The organism is uncultured Veillonella sp. (assembly GCF_963524655.1).
Classification (GTDB): domain Bacteria; phylum Bacillota; class Negativicutes; order Veillonellales; family Veillonellaceae; genus Veillonella.
The window spans coordinates 32,771-55,045 of the sequence record NZ_CAURHA010000011.1 but is presented as its reverse complement, the minus strand read 5'-3'; the positions used below and the strand labels follow the sequence as shown (position 1 = coordinate 55,045).

General features: G+C 39.8%; 19 protein-coding genes, 1 tRNA gene and 1 other RNA gene. All 21 read right to left on the bottom strand.

The features are described 5' to 3' along the window. On the bottom strand, window positions 1–1,322 hold a 1,322-nt coding region (gene alaS / locus RYM16_RS03765; protein ID WP_314982394.1), incomplete at its 3' end, for an alanine--tRNA ligase. A 213-nt stretch (window positions 1,323–1,535) separates the two neighbouring features. Next, window positions 1,536–2,348, bottom strand: coding sequence for a C40 family peptidase (locus tag RYM16_RS03760; protein ID WP_009351205.1), 813 nt, complete (start codon window positions 2,346–2,348; stop codon window positions 1,536–1,538). 81 nt (window positions 2,349–2,429) lie between these two features. Beyond that, a complete protein-coding gene (locus tag RYM16_RS03755) occupies window positions 2,430–3,440 on the bottom strand; it encodes a glycosyltransferase family 2 protein (protein WP_287291636.1) in 1,011 nt (336 codons plus the stop codon). Between the two features lie 602 nt (window positions 3,441–4,042). Next, on the bottom strand, window positions 4,043–4,420 hold the full coding sequence (locus RYM16_RS03750; RefSeq protein WP_288991756.1) for a hydrogenase expression/formation C-terminal domain-containing protein: 378 nt from the start codon (window positions 4,418–4,420) through the stop codon (window positions 4,043–4,045). Window positions 4,421–4,428: 8 nt separating this feature from the next. Continuing rightward, window positions 4,429–5,007 (bottom strand): HyaD/HybD family hydrogenase maturation endopeptidase, encoded by a 579-nt coding sequence (locus tag RYM16_RS03745; protein WP_314982398.1) that lies wholly within the window; start codon window positions 5,005–5,007, stop codon window positions 4,429–4,431. Continuing rightward, window positions 5,000–5,809, bottom strand: coding sequence for a Ni/Fe-hydrogenase, b-type cytochrome subunit (gene cybH, locus RYM16_RS03740; protein WP_314982392.1), 810 nt, complete (start codon window positions 5,807–5,809; stop codon window positions 5,000–5,002). The genes RYM16_RS03745 and cybH overlap by 8 nt, the downstream gene beginning before the upstream one ends. A 14-nt stretch (window positions 5,810–5,823) precedes the next feature. Then, a complete protein-coding gene (locus tag RYM16_RS03735) occupies window positions 5,824–7,725 on the bottom strand; it encodes a nickel-dependent hydrogenase large subunit (RefSeq protein WP_314982389.1) in 1,902 nt (633 codons plus the stop codon). Next, window positions 7,725–8,864, bottom strand: coding sequence for a hydrogenase small subunit (locus RYM16_RS03730; RefSeq protein ID WP_273299216.1), 1,140 nt, complete (start codon window positions 8,862–8,864; stop codon window positions 7,725–7,727). The genes RYM16_RS03735 and RYM16_RS03730 overlap by 1 nt, the downstream gene beginning before the upstream one ends. Before the next feature lie 274 nt (window positions 8,865–9,138). Next, window positions 9,139–9,468, bottom strand: coding sequence for a co-chaperone YbbN (locus RYM16_RS03725; protein WP_287291642.1), 330 nt, complete (start codon window positions 9,466–9,468; stop codon window positions 9,139–9,141). A gap of 60 nt (window positions 9,469–9,528) precedes the next feature. Further along, window positions 9,529–9,879: RNase P RNA component class A (gene rnpB, locus RYM16_RS03720), an RNA gene on the bottom strand. A 50-nt stretch (window positions 9,880–9,929) separates the two neighbouring features. Continuing rightward, window positions 9,930–11,033, bottom strand: coding sequence for a Nif3-like dinuclear metal center hexameric protein (locus tag RYM16_RS03715; RefSeq protein WP_314982387.1), 1,104 nt, complete (start codon window positions 11,031–11,033; stop codon window positions 9,930–9,932). Window positions 11,034–11,048: 15 nt separating this feature from the next. Beyond that, complete coding sequence (locus tag RYM16_RS03710; protein ID WP_314982385.1) at window positions 11,049–11,780, bottom strand: class I SAM-dependent methyltransferase; 732 nt, start codon at window positions 11,778–11,780, stop codon at window positions 11,049–11,051. A gap of 71 nt (window positions 11,781–11,851) precedes the next feature. Further along, window positions 11,852–11,926, bottom strand: a tRNA-Ile gene (locus RYM16_RS03705). 179 nt (window positions 11,927–12,105) lie between these two features. Continuing rightward, window positions 12,106–13,266 (bottom strand): RNA polymerase sigma factor RpoD, encoded by a 1,161-nt coding sequence (rpoD, locus tag RYM16_RS03700; protein ID WP_314982383.1) that lies wholly within the window; start codon window positions 13,264–13,266, stop codon window positions 12,106–12,108. Window positions 13,267–13,289: 23 nt separating this feature from the next. Then, on the bottom strand, window positions 13,290–15,062 hold the full coding sequence (dnaG, locus tag RYM16_RS03695) for a DNA primase (RefSeq protein WP_314982381.1): 1,773 nt from the start codon (window positions 15,060–15,062) through the stop codon (window positions 13,290–13,292). Between the two features lie 252 nt (window positions 15,063–15,314). Then, window positions 15,315–16,859, bottom strand: coding sequence for a ribonuclease Y (gene rny, locus RYM16_RS03690; RefSeq protein WP_009351096.1), 1,545 nt, complete (start codon window positions 16,857–16,859; stop codon window positions 15,315–15,317). A gap of 175 nt (window positions 16,860–17,034) precedes the next feature. Continuing rightward, window positions 17,035–17,478: a regulatory protein RecX gene (locus RYM16_RS03685; protein WP_314982379.1), complete on the bottom strand. Its 444-nt coding sequence runs from the start codon at window positions 17,476–17,478 to the stop codon at window positions 17,035–17,037. Between the two features lie 2 nt (window positions 17,479–17,480). Beyond that, window positions 17,481–18,521: a recombinase RecA gene (gene recA / locus RYM16_RS03680; protein WP_314982377.1), complete on the bottom strand. Its 1,041-nt coding sequence runs from the start codon at window positions 18,519–18,521 to the stop codon at window positions 17,481–17,483. A 4-nt stretch (window positions 18,522–18,525) separates the two neighbouring features. Then, a complete protein-coding gene (locus RYM16_RS03675; RefSeq protein WP_314982375.1) occupies window positions 18,526–19,773 on the bottom strand; it encodes a competence/damage-inducible protein A in 1,248 nt (415 codons plus the stop codon). A 35-nt stretch (window positions 19,774–19,808) separates the two neighbouring features. Beyond that, window positions 19,809–21,155, bottom strand: coding sequence for a 30S ribosomal protein S12 methylthiotransferase RimO (gene rimO / locus RYM16_RS03670; protein ID WP_314982373.1), 1,347 nt, complete (start codon window positions 21,153–21,155; stop codon window positions 19,809–19,811). A gap of 62 nt (window positions 21,156–21,217) precedes the next feature. Further along, the gene (locus tag RYM16_RS03665; protein WP_314982371.1) at window positions 21,218–22,255 is read right to left on the bottom strand and encodes an extracellular solute-binding protein; all 1,038 of its coding nucleotides are present in this window, start codon (window positions 22,253–22,255) and stop codon (window positions 21,218–21,220) included. Window positions 22,256–22,275 lie beyond the last annotated feature (20 nt).

Here is a 22,275-nt window from a genome sequence, read left to right as displayed (position 1 = left end):
TCTGGTGTTGCTACCTTCGCATCTTCTTTAACACGAGCTTCACGAGCGCGTTCACGTTGCTCTTTCATAGCAGCTTCGAAGCCCTCATGGTCGATTGTAAAACCACGTTCAGATGCGATTTCCTCTGTTAATTCCCAAGGGAATCCATAAGTATCATATAATTTGAATACTTCAGAACCAGGAACTACAGTTGCTTTTTCAGCAGCCAATGTGTCGATCAAGGAGTTCAATAACTCAAGACCTTGTTCCAATGTTTGGTTAAAGCGTTCTTCTTCGTTTTGAACTACCCGTTTAACGAAGTCTTTCTTCTCAGCAATGGATTTAATACCAGGGCCAAGAATATCTACTACTACATCAACTAGCGGTGTTAAGAAGATACCCTCAATGCCTAATAAGCGACCATGACGTACAGCACGGCGCAAGATACGGCGCAATACATAACCGCGACCTTCGTTAGATGGCAATACACCATCGGAAATCAATGCCGTTACAGCACGAGCGTGGTCAGCGATAACTTTCAAAGATACATCAGTATTAGGATTATCGTTATAAGTAACACCAGCACGTTTTGCAGTAGCTTCGATAATTGGATAAATCAAATCTGTTTCGAAGTTAGTTCTGCAACCTTGCAATACGGAAGCCAATCGCTCAAGACCGGCGCCTGTATCGATGTTTTTATGTTGTAATGGCTCATAGGAACCATCTGGCATTTTATTGAATTGAGTAAATACAAGGTTCCAGATTTCAAGGTAGCGATCGCAATCACAGCCTGGTGCACAGTTAGGATCATCACAACCATGTTCAGGACCTTGGTCAAAGAAGATTTCGCTATCTGGACCACATGGGCCTTCACCGATTTCCCAGAAGTTGTCTTCTAAGCGAGAAATGTGGCTTTCTTCTACACCACACTCTTTATGCCAAGTGTCATATGCCTCTTGGTCATCTGGATATACAGTAACGTATAATCTATTTTTATCGAGTTTAATAACCTCAGTTAAGAACTCCCATGCCCAATGGATAGCTTCTTTTTTGAAGTAATCACCAAAAGAGAAGTTACCAAGCATTTCAAAGAATGTATGGTGACGCGCTGTGCGACCTACGTTCTCAAGGTCACCTGTACGCATACATGTTTGGCTTGTTGTAATACGATGACAAGGAGGTACCAATTTACCTGTAAAGAAAGGCTTTAATGGCGCCATACCTGCCCCGATCAATAATAAAGATGGATCATTTTCTGGTATAAGAGAAAAAGTATCTAATTTTAAATGTCCTTTACTTTCAAAAAACTGCAAATATGCTTGACGCAGCTCATTACCCTTCATGTGTATATTCCTCCTAAAATTATTTACTCTTCATTATATCGTAAAAACGACATAAAATCTATTAAAAACATTGAGATTATGCGGAATTTACGGACTTTCACAATAGCAAATACAAGGATAAAATTCAATATTTCTAGAAATGAGAAAAAGAGGTTATACAAATCAACAGAACATAATTGATTCGTATAGCCTCTTTTATAGCTAGTTATTAAATTAGCGCACAACGCGTTTCGCGCCGATGTAGCGTTCGCCCCAATATCCTGTATCAAGGTCTGCTACTGCAACACCACGACTGGAAGTGGCGCTGATGAACTTGCCATCGCCAATATAGATACCGGAATGAGATGGACCTGGCTCATATGTTTCGAAGAATACCAAATCCCCTGCTTTCAAGTTCGCACGAGAAACCTCAACACCTACGTTATATTGTTCGTCCGCCAAACGAGGTAAGGAAATACCTTGTTTTTCGAATACATATTTAACGTAACCAGAGCAGTCGAAACCACTTGGAGTCGTACCGCCAAATACATATGGTACACCACGGTATTTGTCAGCTTCTGCCAAGATAGCGTGAATGCTGCTAGGTGTTTCATTTTTCGCAATATTGTTTAGTTTAACGTTTTTGCCATTAATGGATTGACCAGCAATACGACGAGATGTCGCATTATTGTTTGTGAAAGCGGATTTCGTTGCTACTGCTTTAGTCGCTGCATTTTGAGTCAATACTGCCTTCGTAGAACGAGGAGCACCCATCAATGCGTTATACGTAGCAGGACCTACGATACCGTCCACTGGAAGGCCACGATCTTGTTGGAACAGACGAACTGCCCATTTCGTTTCCTTACCATAAACACCATTTTTGTCTGTAGCATTATAACCGTGCTTAATTAGTTGTTGTTGAACCGCTGTAACACTTTTGCCTTTATCACCATATTGTAATGTTGTTGCGCCAACCATGGCTGTTGTGGCACACACAAAAGTTAATGTTAATGCCGTTATTTTAACCTTACTATATTTTGACTTCATATGCTTCCTTTCCAAACTTTTAAAGTAAGTTATTTATTCAAAATATACTAACCGTCTATTTATTTGCATCTACAAATACAGCTAGTCTTCTTTGCGTTTGTGAGTATAAGTCTCTGATGCCATAAATACATCTGCACTACTAGGTCCGAGTAACGGAGCCTCTTCATGCTCTTCAAAATTTATAGCTGACTTAACCCAATACAAAGGCCGTTGCTTCACCTCTTCAAAAATACGACCTACATACTCGCCAATAATTCCCAGTCCGACGAGTTGAATCCCCCCAATAAACAAAATGGATACGCCTAACGTAGTCCACCCATTCAAGGCTTGTCCTGTAATGTATACATACAACAGATGTAAGATAAGCAAGAAGCTCATACCACCACAGAGTACACCTACATATAAAGCGGCCCGTAAAGGAACCCTTGAAAAGGCTGTTACCCCATCGAGAGCAAAACGAATCATTTTGCGCACACTAAACTTTGAAACCCCTGCAAATCGAGGTGGAGCTACAAAGTGCAACTCAGCTTGTCTATACCCTAAGGCTCCAACAATACCGCGCAAGAAACGACCATGTTCTCTAAACCGTTTCAACGTGCCTAATGCTTTACTATTCATGAGGCGGAAATCAGATCCACCTTCCACAATAGGAACATCAGCCATCTTGTTCATTAGCTTGTAATAATACTTAGACGTGAAAGATTTGGCCCAACTAGCGTCCTCAGTTGAATCTCGAATGGTGCGCACCACATCGTACCCCGATTCCCATAACCGAACGAGTTCAGGAATCAATGCCGGTGGATGCTGCATATCACCGTCCATTGTAATAACTGCATCGCCATGAGCATAATCAAGACCACACGTAAGTGCTGTCTGATGCCCAAAATTACGAGCAAGCAATAACACTTTTACATGTTTATCATTGTATGCAATTTCACGTAATATCATAGCTGACGAATCACTAGATCCATCATCTACGTAGATTAGTTCATAATCGTACGTGAGACCTGACATAACATCAGTGACAGCTTCATAGAAAATTGCTATGTTTTCCTCTTCGTTATATACAGGTACTACAATAGAAAGTAACATAAATCCTCCAAAGTATTTTACTCACATATTTTATGTTAATTAGTAAATTAAGGCAAATCACTAAGGTTAACAATAGGTAAAATTCCTCTTGTAAACCCAGTAAATAAGCTACTTTTTAAAAAATCACTAAAAACACGCTTCATTTAGCTTATATATAAGTACAACAAATTAATAAAACATTTATTTATTTGAAATTTTACTCAATGCGGGTAATTATAAAATAATTTTATTTCTCTACCGAACTAAGGAATAATGATTATTACTAATTTTATAAAGTGTTAATCAAAATATCAGATAGATTTTTGATAACAAACACATCAAAACACCCCTAATTCATTTTATATTCATATAAAATTTAGTTATTTTATTAATTTAGCCCCACTATTATGAATTAAAATTTTTATTCCACAAAACTCTCTTAAAAGAAAAGAGGCTTTATATAATAATACAATTTCATAACTTTTACAATGATACATGTTTCACTTATATAAAAATACAAGTTTCACTTATATCAAAAAGCCACAAATGAAAAGGAAGTCCAACATAAAATGGATTCCCAAATCATGTTTAATTTGGGAATCCACTTCAAAGGTCCTTTTCTGTTATAATCCTGCAGCATCAATCCAGGATTGTAAATCCTCTTCTGCCATTTCCATATCTTCTTCGTACGCACCAGCAACAATAGGATATTTTGCTACCTCTACAGTGTGCAAAATTGAGTCGTCGCGACCATTTTTAAAGGTACCAATCCAAATCCCTGAGAATTGAGATTCATACCACTCTACAGGTTGATCAGTTTCATTAAAACTAATTGTAATATGACCACGTCCAAGGGTTTCTAATACTTCCACTTGTTCTTCCTCTGTAAGGCCTGTTTTTTCAATATAAATAGAATAGGTTTCACCAGTCTCACGCAAGTTTTTAAGAGCTAAACGCAATTCATTTAATACAGCCCTTACATTGTTGTAATTTTCAATCATATATACTCCTATAATTTCGGTTCTACTTGTACGCCCCATTGTCGAAGTACATTAAGGACACGGTCTTTTACCTCTGGTAAGGCCCGTTGAACAACCTCGCTTGGTTCAAAACCAATCTCAAGGGATTCTGGCTCTACACCAATGACTACAGCATCCTCTAGAGGCTCCTCTTGAATGGCGCGGATACGTAAAATATCTTGCATACCTACTTCATGCACAGAAATATGCTCAGTAAAATATTGTTCTAACTCTTTATGAGGGAACTCATAAACTGTTCCAGGCGGTTCCCCTCCATTAATTGCATCTACGAGAAGGATTTTCTTCATACCTCTCATATAGGTCAGTAATTCCATCCCCATAGTGCCACCATCAATAATGGTAATGGCAGGTGTAAAAGCAAAAGACTCTTTTAGGTCTTTTACAACATGTACTCCAAGCCCTTCATCGGTAAGTAATATATTCCCTACTCCAAGCAGAACAATTTCATTATTTCCATCATCATAAAGGCTACTTAAATCAATACGCGGACCCTCAGAGTCCGCGTATTGTTCCAAGCCACTGATGAACTCAGTACTTGTATCAGTCATCATTCTTTAATTCTCTTTCTCTAGGATCGTCAGGGTTGCTTGGACGATATGTAGTAAAGGATGGTTTCTCAATACGTTCGCCACGACGGCGTTTACCATTGAGATCCTCAATATCGATTGGATCATGAGCATAGTATTTCATACCAGAAACCATAGAGGATACCTCACCAGATTCCTCCATAACGTCTTCTCGGAACGCCATGTACACGTGCACAATAGTAAAGAATAAGAAGCACCAAGCAATGTAGTGATGAATCATATGAATATTATATTCCCCACCAAATAGGCCAACTAAAGGAGACAACAGAGTGCCTAAGAAGCCATTTGGATCGATCATGGAGTACATAGTAGCACCTGTAACGATTTCAAAGAAGAACATAATATACACCATCATATAGGCCGTTCTCGCTAAAGAGTTACGAATCCAATGATGTTCATGTTTTTGAGGGATCATTAAATAGTGTAATACCGCTTCTTTAAGACCATACCAATATCGTTTTTGACTGAATTTAGGTAATAATCTATCACCACGATTAAAGAAACCTGCCGCAATACGGAAAATAAAGGAGAATGTTAAAATTGCCCCTGCACCGAAATGAATTCGGCGCATAGTTTCCATAGAAAACCAACCATCAATTGCAAAGGTTGGCTCCGGATTACCTGTTATGGCAGCAAAACCTGGGTCACCAATATATAGACCCGTCCAGAACAAAGCTGTTACACTAAGTACCATAGTCCAGTGGAAGATGCGCAGCCATAAACTAAATACAACATACGCCTTTTTGTCAGTATGTATTAACATAAGTCCACCACCCTTTATTTACACAATGCATCAGTATTGACGGAAACGATTTTTTCGCCTTTTTTATTGTATAAATGGGTTGCACAGGCAAGACATGGGTCGAAGGAGTGAATAACCTTCAAAATCTCAAGAGGTTTATCTGCAATTTTTACTTTTGTATCAATCATGGAATCTTCGTAGGCACCATGTTCATTAGCTGCAGTCTTAGGACATGCATTCCATGTGGACGGTACGATACATTGATAGTTTGCAGAGCGACCATCTTTGATGTGAATCCAGTGACCCAAACCACCACGAGGCGCATCTACAAGGCCAACGCCTTTTGCATCTTTTTCCCATGTATTTGGTTCAAACTTAGTCATATCTGCTACTGCAGTATCACCATTTTTGATATTGGATACAAGTTTATTAAAGAAGTATTGGCTAATATTTGCCGCTACTTGTGCATCAAGACCACGACATGCTGTACGACCGACCATAGTTGTCATCCATACATGTGCAGGTACGCCCAATACTTGGGATACTGTATCGATTTGACGAACAATCATAGCTTCTGCCCAAGTAGGTTCTTTAATAATACCTTGTTTTACTTTTGTATATACAACGATATATTTTGCTAATGGACCAACCTCTGCAGTTTTACCTTTGAAAGTTGGGGATTTAATCCAAGAGTATTTTTTATCTTCGTCAAGATACTCCCATTTCTCTTTAGTACCAGATTTAGGACCTGTGAATTTAGGATCTGTAACACCATCAATAGGATGAAGTGTTTTCGTACCATCTGGATATGTGAACCAAGAGTGGTCAACCTCTTCACTAAGGTATTGAGGATCCATGAAGTCCTTACCTTCCAGAGGGATAAATGTAGCTTTATCTACGCCTAATGCAAAGTTTTCTACTACACCATTAGAGCGAACGATACATTTTTTATGATAATCACCATCAGAAATACCTGTATAAGTATCGTCAGGATAATCACCATAAGACATAACGCGTTTTTTCGCAAGACCACCGCCATCAATCATGCCTTTTTCTACGTACATTTTGCCGATAGCCAAAAGATCTGGTACATAGAAGTTATCTACCAAGTCTTTAGTCAATGCAATAGATTGTTCTACTGCAGCAAGACGTTGCGTATTGATAGGCGCATTCATATCATTCATGGAGATAGCGCATGGCATACCACCAATGATGTAATGTGGATGAGGGTTTTTACCACCAAATACAACGTGAGGAATTACGATATCACGTTGACGGTCAAGAATATTCAAATAATGGGATACAGCCATCAAATGAACCTCAGGTGGTAATAAATTATAGTCTGGATGATCCCACCATTGAGCAGAGAAAATACCTAATTGGCCAGATTCAACAATTTTCTTAACCTTTTGTTGTACTGCTGCAAAATACGCAGTAGTTGCTTTAGGGAACTCCTTAGGATATGCAGAATCTTTAGATGCTGTTTCTGCCGGAGCTAAACCACTAATATTATAAGTAGCTAGTACGTCATTTTGTAATTGTGCTGTTTTAGCTGGATCTGCACTAAGAGCTGCTACAGGGCTAACCCAGTCAAGAGCATGTAAGTGATAGAAATGCACGATATGGTCATGTACATCTAAAGAGCTATGCATAATATTGCGGATATAGTTCGCATTCTTAGGAATCGTAATACCTAATGCATCCTCTACAGCGCGTAAAGATGCTAAAGCATGTGTTGTTGTACATACGCCACAAATACGTTGTACAAAGGCCCATAAATCACGAGGGTCACGGTTTTTTGCAACGAGCTCGATACCACGCCAAGCAGTACCAGAAGACAATGCGTCCTCTACCTTACCACTTGCTTCATCAACTTTTATTTCTACCCGTAAATGACCTTCAATACGGGAAATCGGATCTACTACTACGCGTTTCATTAGTGACCTCCTCCATTATTATGCTTCGTTTCATCCCATAAACCTTGTTCTTTCAAGCGTTTTTCCTCTTGAATATCAAGATATTTATTGCGAATAAGGGTTGCAGCACCATGAGCAATAACCGCTGTAGTAGCGCCAACGGCAGCTACAGTACCAATTGTATCAGCAGTTGTAATGGTATTTGCTAATGGAATGTCAGGTAAGCGTTTATAGAATACGTCATTATCCCAGAAGCCCTTTTCAGAGCAACCAATACAGCCGTGACCGGATTGAATTGGATAGGACAAACCATTCCACCAACGCAAGTTACCACAAGAATTATATGTTTGAGGTCCACGACAACCTACTTTGTACAAGCACCAACCAGATTTGGATGCATCATCGTCAAATTTCTCAACGAATAGACCAGAGTCAAAGAAGGCACGACGGTAGCATGTATCATGAATACGATTGCCATAAAATTGTTTAGGACGACCTTGTGCATCAAGAGGTGGAATTTGACCGAACAATGCATAATGCATTACTACACCAGTCATAACCTCTGGAATCGGAGGACAGCCAGGAACTTTAATAATTGGTTTACCAGATACAACAGAAGATACAGATACTGTATTTGTTGGATTTGGTTTAGCCGCTTGGATACCACCCCAAGAAGCACAAGAACCATATTCGATGATCGCTGCAGCACCTTTAGCCGCTTCTAACAAGGATTGTTTAAATGTACGACCACCTACAGTGCAGTAAACACCATCTTCGTCAAGTGGCACGCCACCTTCAACCGCCAAGATGTATTTACCAGCTTTTTCTTTGATGATTTTTTCTAGATGTTCCTCTAACGGTGCACCAGAGGCAGCAGACAAAGTATCATCATATTCAAGAGAAATCATGTTCAAAATAACATCAGAGGTAAATGGAGAGGATGAACGGATAAAAGATTCACTACAACCAGTACATTCATGACCATGTAACCAAATTACCGTAGGCAATTCAGTTGTTTCAGCAGCCTTAACAACGGTGTCTAACATCGTTGGTGGTAGACCTAAAATGGCGGTGAGTGCTACACAGGATTTCATAAATGTGCGTCGACTCAAACGGCGCTCTTGGAAGAGTGTCCATAGACTGTTTACACGATTCTTCACGGAATATAGCCTCCTTACAACAACTTTGCGCAATATATGTATATTACTTAATAAACTACAACGATATGATAGCAATCATTTTTATAAGCTTAATTTATCAGACGATAAAGTTTAAAATTCATGATAACAATCACATTCTTACTACTTTATTATAACACTTTATAAAACTAATAACTATAGAATTTAAGCAAAAAAGCTGTATATAAGAGGTAATTTCTCTTATATACAGCTCTGTATGCTATGTTTTTGTAATTTTTTAACAGTTATTAGTCTGTTACATGATTTCCTTAATTAGGGCCTCAAGCACGTCAGCTTTTTTGTAACCTACAAGGGAATCAAGCATTTTGCCATCACGGAAGAATACCATGGATGGAATGCCATCGATGTCTTCTTTCAATAAAATACCACGAAGATTTTTATCTTCTGCATCAACGCTAAAGAATTCTACTTGCCCTTCGAAGCGTTCTGCCACTGCTTCTACCTCTGGACGCATAACAGTGCAAGGTTCGCACCAAGCAGCCCAAAAATCAACAATAGCTAAACCTTTAGAGCCAAGTACTTTTTCATCAAATTCTTGTACACTAGTAATTGCTGTAATTGCCATGAAGTTCTCCTAACAAAGATCTACAATCTTATATACTACTATAAATTATATCCTACATATGGAAGCAAGCAATCAATAAGCCGAGTTCTGTTCCGCTTGCGCGGTGACGATTATCTTTCTAGGCGTACAGTCGCCTGCACGCTCGAGCGACACAACCCGGAAGGTAGGCGGGACCACCCTTAACCCTTCCCTATTCGGTCTTGCTCCGGATGGGGTTTACCGAGCCAGCCTGTTACCAGACTGCTGGTGAGCTCTTACCTCACCTTTCCACCCTTACCACTGACGTGGCGGTTTCCTTTTCTATGGCACTTTCCCTAAGGTCACCCTCGCCAGACGTTATCTGGCATCCTGCCCTATGGAGCTCGGACTTTCCTCGAGTCCTATGGACTCGCAACCGTCTTTCATACTTGCTTCAATTCAGTTTATCATAGCTAAGCTATTTGTTGCAAGAAAATGCAACATTATAAAAAGAAGAAATCATTTTGCTCTGTGAAAGCTTGAACAGGAATAGAAAGGCCTGTTCCGATTAAATAATCTCGCAAACCATCAGCTACAATAGATTCTGTACCAAAATGCCCTGCATCAACTACAAGGAGTCCTAATTCCTTAGCCATTTGGGCCTCATGATACTTCACGTCACCTGTAATATATGCATCCACATGCAAACGAGCCGCATCTTTAATAAATTCAGCACCAGCTCCGGAGCATAACGCAATAGATTGAATCTCCTTAAGTGCAATACCTGCAAAGCGAATATTTGCCAATGGTAAAGCTTCTTGTACCCATTCACGGAAGGTATCTAAATTTAATGCATTTGGCAAGCGACCAACTCTACCTAAATACTGAGTAGACGCTGTAGGAGATACTAAGGACACAACTTCATAAGCCACTTCTTCATATGGATGTGCTGCTTTCATAGACTCAATCACTTGGCTTAAATGAGTACCATCAACGATAGCATTCACTTGTACCTCAGGTGCCACCGTTAAAGCACCTGCTTCACCGATGACAGGATGAGACGCTTCATTACCTATGAAGCGACCTTCACCGTGAAGACTAAAGCTACAGTGCTCATAGTTGCCAATTTTTCCTGCCCCTGCGGCCCCCATAGCATAACGAACCGCATCAGCAGAGCTTTCAGGTACAAAGGTAGTCACCTTATATAGCACTTCTTCACCAGTTTTAACAAAACCTTTTATGTCAATAAGACCTAATTGATTTGCCAACATATCATTAAGACCACCTGGTGCGATATCGAGATTTGTATGAGCACTATAAACGGCAATCTTATGCTGAATCAACTGATTAATCATACGACCTTGCACCGTATCGCATGATAACTGTTTTAAACCTTTAAAGATTAATGGGTGGTGGCTAACAATCATATTGTAGTTATGCTCAATAGCATAGACTATAGCTTCCTCTGTAACATCTAAGGTCGTTAATACACCTGTGACCACTGTATTACGATCACCTACCATAAGACCTACATTATCCCATGATTCAGCATAGGAACGCGGTGCCAATTGTTCCATCAATGAAATAACATGTTGAATCGTTGTCATATAACTCACTTCCTTTTATCTATTTTCTAAAAGACTACAAAGAAATGCCACTTCAGCATCTAGTTCCTTATATTTATCGGTATGACTCAATTTATCAGTCATACCATCTAGTGCACATTGGCGTTGGTAAATCAAATAGTCAATGTATTTCTTCCAAAGAGGTGGACGTTCCTGTTCAAGAAGAGCCCCCACAGACCACAATAAGGATTCTTCAGGCAATGCGGCATACACATTTTCTTGAATTGGTGTACCAGTATACTTTTCTATACAATCTTCGCGAATCGCTAAAAATGCAGTATATAATTTACCTGCATCTTCAACGATAATTTCAAGAACGATAACATAGCCCTTTTGCACCATATACTGACGCAATTCTTTTTGCCCATTTTGTGGTTGTAACACGTAGAACTCTAATGGTTCAGGTCCTGCGTCTACAATATCGCGCATCAAAAAGCCGCCCATACCACAGCAGATGGCACCATTTAGCTCGCCTTTCTCAGTTACCTTTAAACCATCCCCTAAACGGCAATCTACCTTAGACTCAAGTCCACGGGACTTAACATATTCTCTTGCTGACTCTAACGGTCCTTTATGCACATCCCCAGCGATGACAAATTCAGCACGACCACGATTAATGAGTTCTACCGCTAAGTAGCCATGATCAGTACCGATATCTGCAATAGCATGAGCCTTTGGCACGATTGAAAACACCGCTTCCAAGCGGTCCATCATAGGTCTAGGTTCCATAATATCCTCTACTATTAGTATATAAAAATAACCGCCCTTGAATTCTCAAGGACGGTAGATATCAACATAATTGGTGGGCCCACCTGGGTTCGAACCAGGGACCGACCGGTTATGAGCCGGTTGCTCTACCCCTGAGCTATAGGCCCACAGTTAGTTTCTAGCTTATTAATTATACCGAATAGGCTAGCACTAAGTCAAGGTACACCGTATTTCTATGACTGTTTCATGAGCATAAAACGATGAATCATATCTTTATTTTAACACAAAAGGGCTGTAACACAGTGCTAGAGAACACTGCATTACAACCCTTACGAGATTCTTTATCTTATAAGAAGTCTTTGATTTTATCGCGTTTACCGCGGTTACGCAATTTAGTAAGCGCCTTACCTTCGATTTGGCGGATACGTTCACGAGTAACATTGAAGTGTTGACCCACTTCTTCTAATGTACGAGGTTTACCATCCTTCAACCCAAAGCGCAAGATCAATACTTGTTGCTCACGATCAGTTAAGCATGTAAATACATCTTCAATTTGCTCTTGCAACAAGATGTAACTAGCTGCATCATCTGGAGCAATTGCGTCTTGGTCTTCGATGAAGTCCCCTAAATGGGAATCTTCTTCTTCACCAATCGGAGTTTCCAAGGATACTGGCTCTTGTGCGATTTTTTGAATTTCACGCACACGCTCCACAGTGATTCCCATGCCTTCCGCAATTTCCTCAGGCAATGGTTCGCGACCTTTATCTTGCAACAACTGACGAGAAATACGAATCAATTTATTAATCGTTTCTACCATATGTACAGGAATACGAATCGTACGAGCTTGGTCTGCAATAGCACGCGTAATCGCTTGACGAATCCACCATGTAGCATATGTGGAGAATTTGTAACCTTTTGTATAGTCGAATTTATCAACCGCTTTAATAAGACCAAGGTTACCTTCTTGAATCAAATCCAAGAATAACATACCACGACCTACATAGCGTTTTGCGATACTGACAACTAAGCGCAAGTTAGCATCTACCAATTTTTTCTTAGCCTTTTTGGCAAGTTGAATATCTTTATATGTAGCATCATCTGTTGCGCCAGCTTCAATTTGCTTTGCTAAAACGATTTCTTCGTCCGCAGAAAGCAAAGGAACACGACCAATCTCTTTGAGGTACATACGCACTGGATCATCGATATTAACACCAGAGTCTACGCTTAAGTCGATGGAGATACTCTTCTCACTAACAACCTCTTCAGCATCTTCTTCTGGCTCGATTGGATGTTCTTCTACATCTTCTGCATCGATGTCAGCTACAACCTCAATATTTAATTTACCTAACGTAGTATAAATGTCATCTAATTGTTCTGCAGTAATTTCCGCCTGCTCATGAAGAGCATCTGAAATCTCGGATTGTGTCAACACACCGGTCTTACGGCCTTTTTCAAGAAGTTGTTCCACAATCTCCTCTATTTGACTTTTTTGTACTTTCTTAGCCACAGCGCTCTCCTTTATAGTATTGTTTACTTAGACCATTCTCTAATTAAATTCTGTATTTCCTGACATTTATGTAATTCGCTAATAAACGTCGAATCTCCTGCCCGTTTTAGTTGATCCGCCATAATTGAATGCGCTTTATACTGTTCACGCAATGAATGGAGTCTTATCTTGCGGATTAATCCAGGCACTTGTACCTTATATTCATCGTCACTCATCACAACCAATCTAGAGTAAATATCATACTCTGATGGGGTTAACACAGACTGAATTGCTGTTTCATCCAGGTGACCTTCTGTCTTGTACAAGGAGAATATCTTTTCTATTATACATCGATATTCGCTTTTTTGAAAGTCTTCTATCGGCAAATAGCTCATCATATGAGATAATATTTCCCCATCAGTAAAAGCTAAGGACAATAATTTTTCCGCATCCCCCTTAGGTAAATCCTGTGTTGGCAAAGGTGCTGATGCAGTATCCACTAATTCAATTTGTCCTTTTTTCACATAATCTCGGAAGTATCTAAATATGCTGCTATTATCAAGCCATAATGGCAGTGCCAATGTTTTTAATGCGTCATCTCGCTGTGTTTGACTATCTATATTTGCAATATATGGGAACACGTCAGCCATAACGGCTTGTTTTCCTTCAGTATCGTTAGTATCGTGCTTAATTAAAGACTCACTCAATAAATAATCGAGGGGCTTCACAGCCTTTGCGACTAAGTCTTTAAATGCCTGCCCACCATGATTACGTACATAATCATCAGGATCCTTTCCATCTGGCATAGCGAGAACACGCACCTTAAAATCTGTATTTTGTAATAATTCAATGGCCCTAGCAGCCGCTTGGCGCCCGGCACCATCCATATCATAGGCTAATACAATTTCATCAGCCTGTCTCATCAAGATATGACCATGATCTCTTGTATAAGCAGTCCCTAAAGAGGCCACCACATTCGTAACGCCATGGTTATGAGCTGATATAACATCCATATACCCTTCTACGAGAATGGCTTGTCTCTCCTGACGAATCGATTTGTACGCCTTATCAAAAGCAAATAGTATTTTACCCTTTTCGAAGATAGATGACTCTGGGGAGTTTAAATATTTTGGTGTGCTGTCATCCATGACACGACCACCGAAGGCAACTACTCGCCCTTTACCATCCATTATAGGAAACATAATACGATTTCTAAAGAAATCATAGAATTGTCCCTTTTGGTTTTTACGTACTAGATTCAACTCTAATAAAATTGAATCGTCAATACCGCGCTCATGGAAGGCACGATATAACTTATCCCAACCATCAGGGGCAAATCCAAGCTTGAACTGTTCTATGGTTTCCTTCGTAAGTCCCCGCTTCTTCAAATAATCAAGCCCCACCTTTCCCATAGAGGTTTGTGTGAGACAGTTATGGAAAAATGTGGCTGCTAAATCACAAGCTTCATATAGTTTTTTACGCCTTTCATCTCGAGCTCGCTGCTCAGGTGAAAGCTTCGCCTCTGGCAATGGAATATTCGCTCGATTAGCTAGCCGCTCTAGTACCTCTACAAAGGTTAAATGTTCTAACTCCATAAGGAATTTAATAACATTCCCCGATGCATGGCAACCAAAACAATAATAAAAACCCTTTTCAGGGGCAACGCTAAAGGATGGCGTTTTTTCATTATGGAAAGGACAACAACCCCAATAGTTCTTGCCGCGTTTCTTTAAGGCTACATGCTCGGATATAACTGATACGATATCATTAGCATCTTTGATTTGTTCAATCAATTCATTTTCAAAATATCGGCTCATAGCCAACGCCTCCTTCCCCATATATATATTAATTCGATATACAAATAAAAAATCCTCTATTTGTAAAAGATTTTAATTAGTTAAATTATTAAAATAATACAAAAATCAAATACGAATCATAGGAATCCTTATCTATGAAACTAAATACATAAGGATTCCTATACGCCGTATTAAACGATACCATTACCAATATTTTGATAACAATAGGCTGCAATGATAACATTGCAGCCTATACTTATCGCTTATTGCATATTATTTTGCGTAATCCACAACGCGAGTTTCACGAATAATTACGACCTTGATTTGGCCTGGATATTCGAGTTCAGACTCGATGCGTTTTACGATATTCCGAACGAGTAATGTAGACTCAGCTTCATCAATCTTATCCGGTTTTACTACAACGCGAATCTCACGACCTGCTTGAATAGCAAAGCATTTTTCAACGCCTTCGAAGGATTCAGCGATTTCTTCCAATTTAGATAAACGTTTCAAGTAGTTTTCTAATGTTTCTCGACGCGCTCCAGGACGAGCTGCGGAGATAGCATCAGCAGCAGCTACTAATACAGCCTCAACACTTTGGAATTCTTCATCACCATGATGAGCACCAATACAGTTGATTACCGCTGCGCTTTCACGATATTTACGAGCTACATCAACACCGATTTGAACATGAGAGCCCTCAAGTTCGCGGTCCAATGCTTTACCGATATCATGAATTAAGCCACCTCGTTTAGCCAATGTTACATCACAGCCAAGTTCAGCTGCCATTAAACCTGCTAAATGAGATACTTCGATGGAATGTTTCAATACGTTTTGACCGTAACTAGTACGATATTTCAAACGACCTAAAATCTTAACGATTTCAGGATGTAAGCCGTGAACATCAGCTTCAAATGTCGCTTGTTCACCAGCCTCTTTAATAGTTTGGTCAACCTCTTTACGAGCCTTACCAACCATTTCTTCAATACGAGCTGGATGGATACGACCGTCTACAATCAATTTTTCCAATGCGATACGAGCCACTTCACGACGAATTGGATCGAAACCGGAAAGAATAACTGCTTCTGGTGTATCATCGATAATCAAGTCAATACCTGTTAATGTTTCAAGTGCGCGAATATTGCGACCTTCACGACCGATAATGCGACCTTTCATTTCATCATTAGGCAATGCCACTACGGATACGGTAGTTTCCGCTACATGGTCAGCTGCGCAACGTTGGATTGCAGAGGAGATAATTTCTTTCGCTTTTTTCTCCGCGTCATCCTTAGCTTGCTGTTCCATTTCCTTAACCATAATCGCCGTTTCATGACGGATTTCTTGTTCTACATTCGTTAACAAGATATTTTTCGCTTCTTCGAAAGTCATGCCAGAAATGCGTTCCAATTCTGCCATTTGTTTTTCATACAAAGCTTCTACCTTTTCACGGCTTTGGGCTAATTCAGCTTCTTTGCGATGTAAAGCTTCCTCTTTGTGCTCAATATTGTCTAATTTTTTATCCAAAGATTCTTCTTTTTGAAGAATACGGCGTTCCATACGTTGAAGTTCAGAACGACGATCTTTATTTTCTCGTTCCACATCGGAACGGAGCTTATGAATTTCTTCTTTCGCTTCTAATAAAGCTTCTTTCTTTTTAGACTCAGCTGTGCGCTCACCGTTAGCGATGATGCGTGCAGCCTCTTGTTCAGCTTGATTCAGTTTTCCTTCAGCAATATTTTTTCTTAAAAAATAGCCTACCCCTAGTCCAATCAGTACCATTACCACTGCAATTAGACTATACTCTAAAATCTGTCTCACCTCCTCTTAAATTCTCAAAATCGAGCTTTCATGCTCCTTTTTATGCCCTTCATGCATTAAATTATCAATTAGCCTTATCATCATATAAATAAATAAAGCTATTTTTAATTTTAGACTTGAAAGCCCTTTCTGTCAAGATTTTACAAGCCTAGCAAGGACTCTCAAAAAGCATACTTTATTCATAAAAATCATTACATACGACTTGAATCGTGCTTGTTGAGAACCCTCTGTATTTGAGAAAGTTGAATACTTTTACACGAGGAGTGCGGTCCTCATTGAGAATGGAGCCAAATTTTTTCTCCACCACTCGATAGGCCGCTTTTACTTCATCATAAGAAGAAATTTCTTGGGGAATCTCAAGCCCCCGAAGTTTCATCTTTTGTTTAATCATGTAGGCCCCATATTTTTGTTCTTTCATCAAGTATGCTAATACCTGCTCAGATAAGCGCTCATCGTTGATATAATCATACTCTCTAAGGCGTTCAAGGACCCGCTCAATGATTGGGTCCTCGAATTGTTTACGTCTCATTTTTTGTGTTAGTTCATAGGAACTAAGAAATCGTTGAGCTAGGAAGCGATACGCTTGATCCATAGCAGCTTGCATCGTTTCTTCACTCATAATTATACTTCTTCAGTTACTTCTTCACCGATTACGTCGATTTCTTCTGTACCTACTGCCAATGTATCGCGAATAATACGATCGATTTCATCTGCTATTTGTGGGTTATCAAGTAAGTACTGTTTAGCAGATTCTTTACCTTGGCCCATACGCTCCCCATTGTAGGAATACCATGCGCCAGATTTATTAATAATTTCCATATTTGTACCGATATCGATAAGCGTACCTGCTTTGGAGATACCTTCGCCGTACATCAAATCGAATTCAGCTGTTTTGAATGGAGGTGCTACTTTGTTTTTAACAACTTTAACTTTAGTGCGGGCACCAACGTTTTCGTTATTAGCTTTAATTAACTCACCTTTACGAACATCGAGGCGTACAGAAGAATAGAATTTCAACGCACGACCACCGGTTGTCGTTTCAGGGTTACCAAACATTACGCCTACTTTTTCACGCAATTGGTTGATAAAGATAACAACCGTTTTAGATTTGCTGATGATACCAGTCAATTTACGCAATGCTTTACTCATCAAACGAGCTTGTAAACCTACGTGAGCATCGCCCATTTCGCCTTCGATTTCAGCTTTAGGCACTAAAGCTGCAACGGAGTCAACTACGACAATATCTACAGCGCCACTGCGAACAAGAGCTTCTGTAATTTCAAGAGCTTGCTCACCATTGTCTGGTTGAGAAATCAATAAATTATTGATATCTACGCCCAAGTTACGAGCATATACTGGATCCATAGCATGCTCCGCATCAATAAATGCTGCAATGCCACCTTGTTTTTGTGCTTCTGCTACAGCATGAAGTGCTACTGTTGTTTTACCAGAGGATTCTGGACCGTAAATTTCAATAACACGACCCCGAGGGAAACCACCTACGCCAACAGCGATATCGATAGCAAGAGAACCGGAAGAGATAACCTCTACGTTCATGCGATCAGCCGCTTCACCAAGACGCATAATAGCACCTTTACCAAAGTCTTTTTCAATTTGTTTTAACGCGTTATCCAACGCTGCTTGTCTGCCATCTACAGCCATTATTTTATTTCCCCTTTTCTGTTATATAAGTATACACATAATATAGTGCTAGCTCTGCTGCACTTTGTCTAATATCATCTCGATTGCCAATTAGATTTGCCTTATGAGCTACAGTGCCATGTGGGCCAGTAACACCAAACCACACAAGACCAACTGGTTTTTCAGGGCTACCTCCGCCAGGACCAGCTATGCCCGTCGTAGAAACGGCATAGGTCGTTTGTCCAATAGCTCTTGCCCCTTCCGCCATAGCCTTAGCGACTTGTTCACTTACGGCACCATACGTATCGAGCATGTCTTGAGGTACACTTAGTACACGATGTTTTATGTCGTTGCTATACGAAATAACGCCACCCATGTAGTACTCACTACTGCCACTCACATTAGTAAGTAATTTACCAACTAAACCGGAAGTACAAGATTCAGCAGTACTAATCGTACTGTGCTCCTCCAGTAGAGCACAACCGAGGGTTTCCTCCATAGAAATCGTCAAATCACGGCCTACCCGAGAGCCTAATCGTTCTCGAATAATAGTATCCCAAGGATTGAGAAGCGCTTGTGCTGCCGCTAAGGTATCAGCCTTAGCGGTGATACGAACCTCGATATAGCCCTTTTTAATGAGCAAAGCTATAGTCGGATTTGATTGATTCTTAATGAGGTCCATCAAAGTGTTCTCTAGGTCGATTTCACGGATATCATATACGCCATATCGATAGGATGTAACAACACCTTGCGAACCGAATCGACTATCTAAATAAGGTACTACTCCCTCTTGGAACATGCCCTTCATTTCTCCAGGAGGTCCAGGTAAAAGTATATATGTAGTGTCCCCATCCTCTACGACAACACCAGGAGCTACGCCTACAGGATTTTTAAGAATCTTTGCACCTTCAGGCAACTCCGCTTCCCGACGACTTGCATCAGGTACAGTTCGTTTTACACTTTCAAAGAAACGTTTAACCTCATCCATTGCCTCTTGATTAAATACAATAGGTCGTCCAATAGAGTCGGCTAATACATTACGCGTAATATCACCTTGTGTTGGACCTAGCCCACCAGTACTAATCACAATATCAGCCCGTGTGCTAGCTAGCTGAAAAACCTCTGCCATTCGCTTAGGATTATCGCCAACTACGGATTGATGAGCAATAGTATAGCCTAATTTATTTAACTCTTGTGCTAGCCAAGATACATTCGTATTTACTGTATCACCTAGCAATAATTCTGAGCCTGTAGAAATAAGTTCTACAATCATCAGATCACCTCCACACTCGAATATATCGAAGTGTATTATTCTACAACAGTAGCTACAACGTCGTACGCAAAACCTTGTTCTACTTGTACCTTGAGAATGTCACCAGGTTTAATATCTTCGCCGCAGTCTTCGATGTACATATTGCCGTCTACATCAGGAGCTTGAGATTTCAAACGACCTTTTGCAAGCAATGTATTATTATCGCCTTCTTCAATTTCTTCGACCATCGCATAATCAATGGTACCTTCTAAGTCGCGATTATTCTCTTCAGAGATAGCAGCTTGGATGGACATAAGAACGTGGTAACGTTCTTCTTTAATCTCTTCTGGGACTTGGTCTTCACGAGCACCTGCAGGTGTACCTTCCTCTTGAGAGTAGGTAAACACACCCATATTATCGAATTTGATTTCTTTTACAAAGTCGCAAAGTTCCTCAAATTGCTCGTCTGTTTCACCAGGGAAACCAACGATGATAGATGTACGCAATGTAATATGTGTAGGAGCATTTCTAATTTTCTTAAGCAAACGCTCAATATCACTACGATCATCGCGACGATTCATTTGCTTCAAAATATCGTTATTAACATGTTGCAACGGAATGTCTACATATTTGCAAAGTTTTGGCTCATTAACGATAATATCTAACAATTCATCAGAGAAGAATGTTGGATATAAGTAAAGCATACGAATCCATTCGATGCCTTCTACAGTAGTTAATTCTTTTAACAACGTAGTCAACAATGGCGTACCATCGTTGAGGTCAATACCATAGCTAGTCGTATCTTGAGCGATAAGAACGACCTCTTTAACACCAGATGCTGCTAAGCGTTCTACTTCGGCTTTAATAGACTCAATTGTACGGCTACGGAATGCACCACGCACCTTTGGAATAATACAGAAAGTACAACCATTATTACAGCCTTCTGCAATCTTTACATATGCACTGTAACGAGGTGTAGTCTGAATGCGAGGCATACGTTCATCATAGATGTTCGTAATATTCTCCATAATACAACTTCGATTGCCATGCTCAATAGCATCAACGGCTACCATAATTTGGTCCCATGCACCAGTACCGATTAATGCATCAATTTCAGGAATTTCTTGGAATAATTCATCCTGATATTGTTGGCTAAGACAACCTGCTACAATAAGACCCTTACAAAGGCCATTTTCCTTATATTGAGCAACCTCAAGGATGGTATTAATAGACTCAGCCTTGGCTTTCTCAATAAAAGTGCAGGTATTAACAACGATAAGGTCTGCTTCGCTTAGGTCTTCAGTAATGGTATAGCCATTGTCTCTCAACAAACCTAACATTACTTCAGTATCTACTAAATTTTTAGCACAACCTAGGCTAACATACCCTAATTTCTTACCCATTCTATATCCTTTCTTCACTCGATTCTATCTCTTTTCCTATTGCTAGGATCTATTCAACGGACTTAGTCTTTACGGAATCGTACTTGACTAACCCAGTGATTTAACAATAACTTTTTACCTTCCATAGTATAGCCACCATTCACAGGCCATAGCACTAAATCTTGTCCCATAGAATCCTTCGGCTCATCCATTTCAGGATTGGTGAACATATAGGTAAAATTATTTTCTACCATATATTTCGCCGTTTTTGTAGATAACAACCAATTAATAAATTCAACACTATCCGCTTTGTGCTTTGAATTTTTTAATACCGCAGCACCAGTTACATAATAAGATGTGCCATCTTTAGGATAAATGAACTTAATTGGATATCCATGACGATTATACTGAGCTGCATCAGATAAGTTTCCAATCCCAATATTTGTTTCTCCTAATGCCGTTAAGCGTACTGGAGTAGACAAAAATTTAGCATGTTGTACTACATGTGGCTTCAAGGTATACAAATATTCAAGAGCCTCTGGTTCCCCTTTGTACTCCACCATATTATATAGTAAATTTGCCGCATTTTGAGATGCTACAAAATCGGTCATAATAATAGACCAGTCCCCTTGTTTTCCCAAGGTTTCCCAAGTAGTAATATACTTGCCAATACCATTGTGGAAAGTATCATTTTGAACAAATACGATAGGATCATACCAAAGGCCAACCCAGTAGCCATTAGGATCCTTAAATGTATCTCGCACTTCATCAATTCGTTCATTAACGATTGGTGCATATTTACCAGTATTAGCACCTACAACGAGATTATCCTCAGAGGTAAGAACTAAATCGCCAGATGTATCAGCCACATTTGATGCTGACCGTTGTGCCATTTGATCTTCTGTAAGAGGCATTATTGTAACCTTTACATTTTGTTCCGCTTCATAACGATCAGCAAGCATGGTAGTTAAATTATTTGGCAAGTCTGTATAGACTGTAATTTCACCGCGAACTGGCTCCTTTGCCAGTTCGATTTGTTCTTGATGGTAAAAGTTTATGCCGTAGGTTAACATCCCTACCACAAAAAGGGCTAAAACGCCCGGAGCAATCCACCGTTTCATATATGCCTCCTATAAGACAT